Annotated in this window: 10 protein-coding genes; all 10 read left to right on the forward strand. The window is 51.6% G+C overall.

Features of this window, described 5'->3' with window-relative positions:
- The first annotated feature begins 57 nt into the window (after positions 1-57).
- The 10 genes from gyrA (at position 58) to lapB (ending at position 11,968) form a co-directional block, all read left to right on the forward strand.
- On the forward strand, positions 58-2,709 hold the full coding sequence (gene gyrA / locus H8L47_RS07480) for a DNA gyrase subunit A (RefSeq protein ID WP_186952914.1): 2,652 nt from the start codon (positions 58-60) through the stop codon (positions 2,707-2,709).
- 6 nt (positions 2,710-2,715) lie between these two features.
- Positions 2,716-3,819: a 3-phosphoserine/phosphohydroxythreonine transaminase gene (serC, locus tag H8L47_RS07485; protein WP_186952916.1), complete on the forward strand. Its 1,104-nt coding sequence runs from the start codon at positions 2,716-2,718 to the stop codon at positions 3,817-3,819.
- Positions 3,820-4,022: 203 nt separating this feature from the next.
- Positions 4,023-5,096 (forward strand): prephenate dehydratase, encoded by a 1,074-nt coding sequence (gene pheA / locus H8L47_RS07490; protein ID WP_186952918.1) that lies wholly within the window; start codon positions 4,023-4,025, stop codon positions 5,094-5,096.
- 7 nt (positions 5,097-5,103) lie between these two features.
- Positions 5,104-6,012: a prephenate dehydrogenase gene (locus H8L47_RS07495; protein ID WP_186952920.1), complete on the forward strand. Its 909-nt coding sequence runs from the start codon at positions 5,104-5,106 to the stop codon at positions 6,010-6,012.
- Positions 6,013-6,066: 54 nt separating this feature from the next.
- Positions 6,067-7,404, forward strand: coding sequence for a 3-phosphoshikimate 1-carboxyvinyltransferase (aroA, locus tag H8L47_RS07500; protein WP_186952922.1), 1,338 nt, complete (start codon positions 6,067-6,069; stop codon positions 7,402-7,404).
- Positions 7,405-7,422: 18 nt separating this feature from the next.
- Positions 7,423-8,100: a (d)CMP kinase gene (gene cmk / locus H8L47_RS07505; RefSeq protein ID WP_186952924.1), complete on the forward strand. Its 678-nt coding sequence runs from the start codon at positions 7,423-7,425 to the stop codon at positions 8,098-8,100.
- Between the two features lie 154 nt (positions 8,101-8,254).
- Positions 8,255-9,958 carry a 30S ribosomal protein S1 gene (gene rpsA / locus H8L47_RS07510; protein ID WP_186952926.1) on the forward strand — a complete coding sequence of 568 codons (1,704 nt, stop codon included), beginning with the start codon at positions 8,255-8,257 and terminating at the stop codon, positions 9,956-9,958.
- 24 nt (positions 9,959-9,982) lie between these two features.
- Entirely contained in the window at positions 9,983-10,288 is a 306-nt protein-coding gene (locus tag H8L47_RS07515) for an integration host factor subunit beta (RefSeq protein ID WP_110256992.1), read from the forward strand.
- A gap of 166 nt (positions 10,289-10,454) precedes the next feature.
- Positions 10,455-10,769 (forward strand): LapA family protein, encoded by a 315-nt coding sequence (locus H8L47_RS07520; RefSeq protein ID WP_186952928.1) that lies wholly within the window; start codon positions 10,455-10,457, stop codon positions 10,767-10,769.
- Positions 10,770-10,792: 23 nt separating this feature from the next.
- A complete protein-coding gene (lapB, locus tag H8L47_RS07525; protein WP_186952930.1) occupies positions 10,793-11,968 on the forward strand; it encodes a lipopolysaccharide assembly protein LapB in 1,176 nt (391 codons plus the stop codon).
- Positions 11,969-11,997 lie beyond the last annotated feature (29 nt).

Raw genomic sequence — 11,997 nt, forward strand, 5'->3', positions numbered from 1 at the left:
TTGAGGACGTAGTCGAAGACGTTATTAATTAACCAAGCTCTAATTCGCCGGCCGCCAATGGATCAATTCGCAAAAGAAACACTCCCGATTTCCCTTGAAGAAGAAATGCGCAAAAGCTATCTCGATTACGCGATGAGCGTTATCGTAGGTCGCGCTTTGCCGGATGTGCGTGATGGCTTAAAGCCTGTGCATCGTCGCGTATTGTTCGCGATGCACGAAATGAACAATGTCTATAACCGCCCATTCGTCAAATGTGCGCGTGTGGTGGGTGAAGTCATGGGTAAGTACCATCCCCACGGCGATGCCTCCATTTACGACACGCTGGTGCGTATGGCGCAGGATTTTTCCCTGCGGTATACCCTGGTCGATGGTCAGGGTAACTTCGGCTCCATCGATGGCGATAATGCTGCGGCGATGCGTTATACCGAGTGCCGTCTGGACAAGATCGCCAATGAAATCCTGGCTGATATCGAAAAAGAAACAGTCGACTTCGTCCCCAACTATGACGGTAAGGAAAGAGAGCCGTCAGTTCTGCCTACCCGCATCCCGAATCTGCTGATCAACGGTGCATCCGGTATTGCGGTGGGTATGGCGACGAATATCCCGCCACATAATATTACCGAGATCATCAACGGTGCCCTGCATGTCTTGCGCAATAGCGATTGCACGATCGATGAACTGATCGAGATCATCCCTGCGCCAGATTTTCCTACTGGTGGCATTATTTATGGTGTGTCTGGTGTGCGCGACGGTTACCGCACTGGTCGTGGCCGTGTGGTCATGCGCGCCAAGACCCACTTTGAAGAATTTGGCAAAGAAAATCGCACGGCACTGATCGTTGATGAGCTGCCTTACCAGGTCAATAAAAAATCCCTGCTGGAACGTATCGCTGAACTGGTACGTGACAAAAAGCTCGATGGTATTTCTGACATCCGCGATGAATCCGATAAATCGGGCATGCGCGTGGTTATCGAACTCAAGCGTGGCGAAGTACCTGATGTGGTACTGAACAATTTGTACAAGCAAACGCAGTTGCAAGACACCTTCGGCATGAACATGGTGGCGCTGGTGAATGGCCAGCCCAAGCTGCTGAACTTGAAGGAAATGCTGTCCTGCTTCTTGTCACATCGCCGTGAAGTTGTGACACGCCGCACTCTGTTTGAGCTGCGCAAGGCGCGTGAACGTGGTCATGTGCTGGAAGGCCTTGCAGTTGCGCTGGCGAATATCGATGACTTTATCGCCATCATCCGCGCAGCACCGACGCCACCGATCGCGAAACAGGAATTGATGACCCGTGCCTGGGATAGTTCCATGGTGCGCGAGATGCTGACACGTACTGCGGCTGACAATTTAGCTGGCATTGATGCTTTCCGCCCTGAGAATTTGCCCAAGCATTACGGCATACAGCCTGATGGCCTGTATAAATTGTCTGATGACCAGGCGCAAGAAATCCTGCAAATGCGTTTGCAACGCCTGACTGGTCTGGAACAAGACAAGATCGTCAATGAATACAAAGACGTCATGGCAGAAATCGCCGATTTGCTGGACATCTTGTCCAAGCCAGAACGCGTCACCGTCATCATCACTGATGAGCTGACCCTGGCTCGCAATGAATACGGCGAAGGCAACAAAGACGTACGCCGTTCAGAAATCACCCATAACGCTACTGACCTGGGCACAGAAGACCTGATCACGCCGCAAGACATGGTCGTGACCTTGTCGCACACTGGTTATATGAAGTCGCAACCTTTGTCTGAATACCGTGCGCAAAAACGCGGTGGTCGTGGCAAGCAGGCGACTGCAACCAAGGATGATGACTGGATTGAGCAACTCTTCGTGGCCAATACCCATGATTACATCCTGTGCTTCAGTAACCGTGGCCGCATGTACTGGTTGAAGGTATGGGAAGTGCCACAAGGCTCGCGTACTTCGCGCGGCAAGCCGATTGTGAACATGTTCCCATTGCAGGAAGGTGAAAAAATCACCGTCATCCTGCCTTTGTCTGGCGTTAACCGCACTTTCCCTGAAGACCATTATGTCTTCATGTCCACCAGCCTGGGCACGGTCAAGAAAACACCTCTGACTGACTTTAGTAATCCACGTAAAGCCGGCATTATTGCGGTTGATCTGGATGAAGGCGATTTCCTCATCGGCGCGGCACTGACCGATGGCAAGCATGATGTCATGTTGTTCTCTGATTCTGGCAAGGCTGTACGCTTTGATGAAAACGACGTACGTCCTATGGGCCGTACCGCCCGTGGTGTACGTGGTATGAATCTGGATGAAGGTCAGCAAGTCATTGCATTGCTGGTAGCTGAAAATGAACAGCAATCTGTGTTGACAGCGACTGAAAACGGCTTCGGTAAGCGTACACCTATCACTGAATACACGCGACACGGCCGTGGTACCAAGGGCATGATCGCGATTCAGACTTCCGAGCGTAACGGCAAGGTTGTGGCAGCTACTCTGGTTGAAACAACGGATGAAATCATGTTGATCACTACTGGTGGCATCCTGATACGTACCCGTGTTTCCGAGATCCGCGAAATGGGTCGCGCAACTCAGGGTGTGACCTTGATTGCTGTGGAAGATGGCACCAAGCTGTCTGGCCTGCAACGTATTGTTGAAACAGATGCGGATGTAGATACAGGCGATAACGGTGCTGGCGAAGCGGAAGGCAGCGCACCAGAAGCTGACACAGCGGAGTAAAACATCATGACGACGATCTACAATTTCTCTGCAGGCCCGGCAGTATTGCCGAAAGAGGTATTGCAGCAAGCCGCTGCCGAAATGCTGGACTGGCATGGCAGTGGCATGTCCGTCATGGAAATGAGCCACCGTGGGCCAGAGTTCATGTCCATCATCGCTGCTGCGCAAAGTGATTTGCGCGAGCTGCTGGCGGTGCCGGACAATTATAAAATCCTGTTCCTGCAAGGTGGTGGCCTGGGTGAAAACGCCATCGTCCCCATGAATTTGATGGGGCGCAAGCCACAGCCCGCAACGGCAGATTTTGTGCATACCGGATCCTGGACAGGCAAGTCCATCAAGGAAGCAAAAAAATACGGCAATGTGAATATTGCAGCTTCCGGCGAGGCTAGCGGATTCACTACTGTGCCGCCGCGCGATAGTTGGAAATTGACGCCAGGTGCAGCTTACGTGCATCTGTGCACCAACGAAACCATCGATGGTGTCGAGTATCAGTTCGCGCCAGATGTAGCGCTTGAAACAGGTGATGCCCCCATCGTGGCGGACATGTCTTCGCACATCTTGTCGCGTGTGATTGATGTCTCCAAATACGGCGTTATCTTTGGCGGGGCGCAAAAAAATATCGGCCCGGCTGGTTTGACCATCGTCATCGTGCGGGAAGATTTGCTTGGCCATGCCTTGCCTATTTGCCCTTCTGCCTTTGACTGGAAAATCGTTGCCGACAATGATTCCATGTACAACACCCCGCCAACCTATGCGATTTATATCGCAGGCCTGGTGTTCCAGTGGCTCAAGCAACAGGGTGGCGTGGCGGCGATGGAGCAAAAGAATATCGCCAAGTCCGGCTTACTGTATGACTACCTTGATTCCACAGATTTTTATGAAAACCGGGTAGAGAAAGGTAGCCGTTCGCGTATGAATGTACCTTTCTACCTGAAAGATGAAAGCCTGAATGCGGCATTTCTGGCAGAAGCCAAGACAAATGGCTTGTTGCAATTGAAAGGCCATAAATCCGTAGGTGGCATGCGTGCCTCTATTTATAACGCCATGCCTATAGACGGCGTGCAGGCTTTGGTCAGCTTTATGCAAGAATTTGCCCGCAAACATTCCTGAGCAAGTTTGCATTAAAATCACTTATTCAATATATATACTCCAGTCAGCCCTTTCTGAGCATGGCACAACACCATCACCTGGAAACCGTGGCGCTGACAAGCCGGATCAAAAGCCTGGCGAGTAGCAAAGTATGATCTGGCATGGCGCAGTTAAACACTGCTGACCATGCCCACACCTTATCAAACACGGTTTTTAGGTACAGTATGAGCGACAATAAATTACTCCCCCTGCGCATCAAGATTGATGCCATCGATGCACAAATCCTGGATTTGCTGAACCAGCGCGCCCGCGTGGCCGAAGAAGTAGGTCATGTCAAGGCAGAAACCAATGCCCCGGTGTTTCGCCCGGAACGCGAAGCACAAGTCTTGCGCGGCGTGGCGGAGCGCAATCCGGGTCCGTTGCTCAGTGACGATATACAACTGATCTTCCGCGAAATCATGTCGGCTTGCCGTGCACTGGAGCGCCGCGTGGTGGTGGCTTTCCTTGGCCCTGTCGGCACCTTCAGTGAGCAGGCCGTCTACAAGCAATTTGGTCATGCTATCCAGCCTTTGCCTTGCGTATCCATTGATGAAGTTTTTCGTGCTACAGAAGCTGGTACGGCAGATTTTGGTGTCGTGCCTATCGAGAATTCATCAGAAGGCGCGATCAACCGCACGCTCGACCTGCTCTTGCAAACCAGCCTCGCCATCAGTGGTGAGCTGGCGATAGCTGTGCAGCATAGCCTGATGAGCAGGTCTGGCAATATGGAGGGCATCAGCCGCATCTGCGCCCACTCACAAGCTCTGGCGCAATGCCAGGCCTGGCTGAATCAGCATTATCCACATGTGGAAAGACATGCAGTGGCATCGAATGCAGAGGCAGCACGCATGGCCAGTGGTGACTATACGGTGGCGGCGATTGCCAGTGAAATTGCCGGTCATCAGTACAACCTGGGCATAGTCTCTGCACATATCCAGGACGACCCGCATAACCGTACCCGTTTTGCGGTCATTGGCCGTCTGCGTACCACGCCTAGCGGCAAAGACCAGACTTCCATCGTGCTGGCGACGCCCAACAAGGCGGGCGCTGTCTACAACCTGCTGGCCCCACTGGAAAAGCATGGCGTATCGATGACGCGTTTTGAGTCACGCCCAGCACGCACCGGCAATTGGGAATATTATTTCTATGTCGATGTGGAAGGCCATGTGATGGACGCCAAGGTAGAAGCTGCCATGTCCGAGTTGAATGACAAGGCAGCCTTCTTCAAGGTGCTGGGCTCTTACCCTTGTACAGTGTGAGTGCCTGATGCAAAAAGCTTTTCAACGTATAGCGATTTTTGGCGTAGGTTTGATTGGTGGCTCGTTTGCCCTGGCTTTAAAAAAGGCTGGTGCAGTTGAGCAGATAGTCGGAGTAGGGCGCAGTCAAGCTTCGCTGGAAAAAGCGCAGCAACTGGGTATCATCGATGAAATAGCCTTGAATGCCGAGCAGGCATTACGCAACTGTGATCTGGTGCTGATTGCCGCGCCCGTCGCACAAACCGGCGCGATATTGAAGGCGATTTATCCGCATCTGCAAGCTGGTACGATAGTCACGGATGCGGGCAGTACCAAGGCCGATGTGGTGGCAGCAGCACGCGCCAGCCTCGGTGAAAAGATTGCGCAATTTTTACCGGCGCATCCGATAGCCGGACGTGAGCTAAATGGGCCTGAGGCAGCACTGGTGGATTTGTATGTTGGCAAAAAAGCGGTCATCACCCGCCTGCCAGAAAATACTGATGCTGATGTGGCCAGGGTGGCCTGGGCCTGGCAGCAATGCGGTGCCATCATTCATCATCTGGAGCCTGCGGCACATGACGGCGTATTTGCCGCAGTCAGCCATTTGCCGCATTTGCTGGCTTATGCCCTGGTCGATGATATTGCCCGCAAGCCGCATGCGGATACCTTGTTCCAATATGCAGCAAGTGGCTTCCGCGACTTTACCCGCATTGCCGGTTCATCACCAGAAATGTGGCGCGACATCAGCCTGGCGAACCGTATCGCGATGTTGCAGGAGCTGGATTCTTACACCGCCCGCCTGTCCATTTTGCGCCAGCATTTGGTGGATGCCAACAGTGACGGCATAGAAGGTATTTACGCAAATGCCCAGCGCGCGCGCCATAACTGGATTAGCGCCATTGAGGCAGCCGAGAAACAGCAGCGTGAAGGTGGGGATTGATAACGCTTATGCGTTTCTCTCGTCTTCAAACTCAGATCAGAATTGAATAAGACCATGACACAAGCAAGCAAACATTATCCGCATTACCTCGATCTGCAACCTGTCATGCAGGTGCAGGGCACTGTCAAATTACCGGGTTCAAAAAGCATTTCCAATCGTACACTTTTGCTGGGAGCGCTGGCGGAAGGTAAGACCCAGATCATGGATTTGCTGGCATCCGATGACACCCTGGTCATGCTGAACGCTTTGACGCAATTAGGCGTGCACTGGGAGCAGGATGGTGATAGCCAGAATTACACGGTAGATGGCGTCAAAGGCCATTTCCCCAAACACCAGGCTGATCTGTTCATGGGTAACGCCGGTACTGCGATACGCCCATTGGTTGGTGCATTGGCCGTGTTGGGTGGGGACTACACCATCCACGGCGTGCACCGCATGCATGAACGTCCTATCGGTGACCTGGTTGATGCACTCAACGAAGCAGGTGCGCAAATTGAATATACCGGCAACCCTGGCTACCCTCCTTTGCATATACGCCGTGGCCATATCCATGCCCAGCGTTTGCAAGTCAAAGGCAATGTTTCCAGCCAGTTTCTGACGGCCTTGCTGATGGCCGCGCCATTGATGGCACGTGAGCATGATGTAACAATAGAAGTGATAGGCGAGCTGATATCCAAGCCCTATATAGAAATCACCCTGAACCTCATGCAAAAATTTGGCGTGACGGTAGCGCGTGATGGCTGGCAGGCATTTACAGTCACAAAAGGCCAGCATTATGTGTCGCCTGGTGTTATCCATGTCGAAGGCGATGCTTCTTCTGCTTCTTATTTCCTGGCGGCAGGTGCCATTGCTGGCGGGCCTATCCGGGTTGAAGGTGTAGGCAAGGCTAGCATCCAAGGCGATGTACGCTTTGCAGAAGCGCTGGAAAAGATGGGGGCAACGATTACCCGTGGCGATAACTGGATAGAAGCCAGCTCGAACGGTGTCTTGCAAGCCATAGACATGGACTTCAACCATATTCCCGATGCTGCCATGACGATTGCGGTAGCTGCCCTGTATGCCAATGGCACCACTACGCTGCGCAATATTGCCAGCTGGCGCGTCAAGGAAACCGATCGCTTGTCTGCCATGGCGACAGAATTGCGCAAACTGGGTGCGATAGTGGAAGAGGGTGCCGACTATATGACGGTGACGCCGCCTGAGCATATATTGCCAGCTACCATCGATACCTATGATGATCACCGGATGGCTATGTGTTTCTCTTTGGCCAGTCTCGATGGACGTGCCCGCAGAGGTGCTACTATGCGCATCAACGATCCAAAATGCGTGGCCAAGACTTTTCCTGATTATTTTGAAGTCTTTGCCAAGATTAATCACAAAGATTTGTTTTAAAGGTTTTTATTGTTATCTATGACCGCACGTAGTCCTGTTATCACCATAGACGGCCCTACCGCATCCGGCAAGGGCACGGTGGCACACAGGGTAGCCAAGCATCTGGGTTTTCATTACCTGGATTCTGGAGCCTTGTACCGCCTCACTGCCCTAATGGCTACCCGCCATGGCATCGCACTGGAAGATGAAGCTGCCATTGCTACGATGGCAAGAACCCTGCCTTGTCGTTTTGTTCACGGACATGTTTTTCTTGAAGAAGCTGATGTTACCGACGCTGTGCGGGCAGAAGAAGTTGGCGTGGCTGCCTCGCGCATTGCTGTTTTGCCAGCAGTGCGTCAGGCGCTGGTCGATTTGCAGGTAGCTTTTCGCTATACGCCCGGTCTGGTGGCTGACGGGCGTGATATGGGAACTGTCATCTTCCCAGATGCCAGCTTAAAAGTTTTCTTGACAGCAAGTGCTGAGGCGCGCGCAAGCCGTCGATATAAGCAATTGATTGAAAAGGGAATTTCTGCTAATATGGAAAACTTGGTAAAAGATTTGATGGAACGTGATGCGAGAGATAGTGCTCGCACCACAGCGCCGCTCAAGCCTGCGCCAGACGCGATCATCCTGGATACCTCTGAATTAACTGCTGAAGAAGCGGTCAGTAAAGTCCTGGTCTGGTATGCGCAAACACAGACAAACAACGCCGTATAGGTAGCTTAGGTAATAAGTAGCTGGTGAAGTCTGCATGTGTCGTTTCAAGTGCCTTTATTGACGCAAGGTTAATAAGGGGATGTTCAACCTAACCCGGTAAACAGTGCCTTTGTGCTATTCCGGCTAACTTGTAAATACTATGTCTACTGTTTTTATGTCCCAAGATTTCGCAACCGGTGCAGATAGCTTCGCAGCTTTGTTCGAAGAATCCCTGTCACGTCAGGATATGCGTTCCGGTGAAGTGATTTCTGCTGAAGTCGTCCGTATCGACCACAACTTCGTGATCGTTAACGCTGGCTTGAAGTCTGAAGCCTTTATCCCTGTTGAAGAATTCAAAAACGACCAGGGCGACCTGGAAGTTAATATCGGCGATTTCGTTTCCGTAGCGATTGATTCGCTGGAAAACGGTTTCGGCGACACAATTTTGTCCCGTGACAAAGCTAAACGTCTGGCCTCCTGGCTCGCGCTGGAAAAAGCGCTGGAGTCTGGCGAGATTGTTACTGGTACAGTAAATGGCAAAGTCAAAGGTGGTCTGACTGTTCTGACGAACGGCATCCGCGCTTTCTTGCCAGGTTCTTTGGTTGATACACGCCCAGTTAAGGATACAACTCCTTACGAAGGCAAAACCATGGAATTCAAAGTTATCAAGCTCGACCGCAAACGTAACAACGTTGTGCTGTCCCGCCGCGCTGTTGTTGAAGCGTCCATGGGCGAAGAGCGTCAAAAACTGATGGAAACCCTGAAAGAAGGCACAGTGGTTACTGGTATTGTTAAAAATATCACTGACTACGGCGCGTTCGTTGATCTGGGCGGCATCGATGGCTTGTTGCACATCACTGATCTGGCATGGCGTCGTGTACGTCACCCTTCCGAGGTGTTGACAGTTGGTCAGGAAATCACTGCAAAAGTATTGAAATTCGACCAAGAGAAAAACCGTGTTTCCCTGGGCGTAAAACAATTGGGCGACGACCCATGGACAGGTTTGTCCCGTCGTTACCCAGCGAACACACGTCTGTTCGGTAAAGTAACGAATCTGACCGACTACGGCGCGTTTGTTGAAGTCGAGCAAGGTATCGAAGGTCTGGTTCACGTTTCCGAAATGGACTGGACTAACAAAAACGTTGCACCAAACAAAGTTGTTCAATTGGGCGACGAAGTTGAAGTCATGGTTCTGGAAATCGACGAAGAGCGTCGTCGTATCAGCCTGGGCATGAAACAGTGCAAAGCCAATCCTTGGGATGATTTCGCGATCAACCACAAGAAAGGTGACAAAGTTCGCGGCGCGATCAAGTCCATCACTGACTTCGGCGTATTTATCGGTTTGTCTGGCAACATCGACGGTCTGGTACATTTGTCTGATCTGTCCTGGAACGAAACAGGCGAAGAAGCAGTACGTCGCTTCAAGAAAGGTGACGAACTGGAAGCGATCGTTCTGGCTATCGATGTTGAGCGTGAGCGTGTTTCCCTGGGCGTTAAACAGCTGGAAGGCGACCCATTCAACAACTACTGCGCAATGAATGACAAAGGTGCAGTTGTCGTTGGTACAGTTAAATCTGTTGAAGCCAAAGGCGCAGTTATCCAGTTGGCAGACGACGTTGAAGGCTACCTGCGTGCATCCGAAATCTCCCGCGACCGCGTGGAAGATGCTGGTACACACCTGAAAGTCGGCGACAGCGTTGAAGCCCTGGTATTGAACATCGATCGCAAAGCTCGTGGCATCCAATTGTCTATCAAAGCTAAAGATAGCGTTGAAACACAAGAAGCAATGCAAAAAATGTCCGTTACTGATTCCAACGCAGCATCCGGCACAACCAGCCTGGGCGCTTTGTTGAAAGCCAAGCTCGACAATAAAAACTAAGCTTACGTCATAAGATTTATTACTATGACTAAGTCGGAGCTGATAGCTCGTCTGGCAGAGCGATATCCGCAACTGGTAGCTAAAGATGTGGATATTGCTGTTAAAACTATACTGGATGCAATGTCGGATGCCCTGGCAACAGGGCAACGCATAGAAATCCGTGGGTTTGGCAGCTTCGCACTGAACAGTCGTCCACCACGGATAGGTCGTAATCCTAAGTCCGGTGACAAGGTGATGGTCCCTGAAAAACGGGTGCCGCACTTCAAGCCAGGTAAGGAATTGCGCGAACGTGTTGATGCCATGGTGGGGCAACCGATACACGATGACTAAGTCAGGCTGACTGGTTGTTGAGCTCGGAATTTTGAGCTAATTAGATGACGCAAAGATAAAAACGGCATATCGGTTTTCCGATATGCCGTTTTTTTTCAGTACAATGCTCTTTTCGGGATTAATTGCTTAATTGACGATTTTTCCGCTTATCCTCAAGGAAGCATACATGAAATATATTTCAAGATTGTTCGCCATTGTCCTGTTTATCCTGTTCTTTGGCTTTGCCTTGAAAAACGACCAGATAGTGACGCTGCAATATTTCTTTGGCTATCAACAGTCTGCGCCGCTGGTCATCATGCTGCTGGCTTTTTTTGCTGGCGGTGCTACGCTGGGCGCGCTGGCCATGGTGCCTATGGTGTTTCGCCACAGACGCGACCTGCACAAGCATAAAAAGACCCTGGCAGAAATTGAAAAAGAACGTGAAGCAGTGCAAAGGGCAAGCACACAAGCCCCGCAGCCTGATAGCATTCGCAATACCTGAAAACACAATAAGAAAAAACGCACATGGAATTTGAAATCTGGTGGTTACTTGGTATCCCCTTATTCTTCACCCTTGGCTGGACTGCTGCCCGTATCGATATACGTCAGTTGATCTCGGAATCCCGCAGCCTGCCGCGTGGCTATTTCAAGGGTTTGAATTTCCTGCTGAATGACGAGCCGGACAAGGCCATTGATGCCTTCATCGACATCGTCAGGCTCGATCCTGAGGCAGTAGACTTGCATTTTGCCCTCGGTAACCTGTTCCGCCGCCGTGGCGAGACTGAACGCGCTATCCGCGTCCATCAAAACCTGCTGGCCAGGCCAGACTTGCCTACTGAGCAAAAAACCCAGGCCATGTATGAGCTGGGCCAGGATTACCTGAAAGCCGGTTTGCTCGACCGTGCCGAAGAAACCTATAACCTGCTCGTCAATAGCCCGTTTGAAGCTCAGGCTCGACGCGCCTTGCTGGAAATCTACCAGCGTGAGAAAGAATGGGCGCGCGCCATAGAAGCAGCGAATGCCTTGCAGGAATGCGGTGCTGGTGGCCGCCAAAAGGAAATTGCCCAGTTCTACTGTGAAATTGCCCAGGATGAACTGGTGCATACCAATACCGATGCTGCACTGGCCAATCTGGAAAAAGCACTGGCAGCAGACCGTAATAATGTACGCGCCATCATTCTCATGGGGGATGTGTATATGGCCAATGGTGACGCTGAAATAGCCTTGTCCACCTGGCGCAGGGTAGAGCAGCAAAGCGTGCCGCATGTGGCGCTGGTGGCTCAGCGCCTTATGGACGCTTACCGCAAGCTCGATAAGGCGCAAGAAGGCTTGAATTTGCTGAAGAATTATCTGGCTGACGCGCCATCGATCGACTTGCTGGAAGTGGCTTTCAAGGCCACGCTGGAGCTGGAAGGTATAGAAGCCGTCAACAGCCTGGTCAGTGAAGAATTACGCAGGACGCCGACGCTGCTGGGCCTGGATAAATTGCTGGATGGCCGCATCATGGTTGTGCCACCTGAAGTCAGGCCAGAATTGGCCATCATCAAGAATCTGGTCCACGGTTACGCACAAAAGCTGGCTCGCTATCAGTGCTCGCATTGCGGGTTCAAGGCTAGGCAATTTTACTGGCATTGCCCGGGTTGTAGTAAATGGGAAACTTACCCACCGCGCCGTACTGAAGAACTCAATGTAATGAATTAATAGGCTCGGTCCAGATAAGGAAAGAGCAT

This window comes from Undibacterium umbellatum, from assembly GCF_014284125.1.
Lineage (GTDB): Bacteria > Pseudomonadota > Gammaproteobacteria > Burkholderiales > Burkholderiaceae_D > Undibacterium > Undibacterium umbellatum.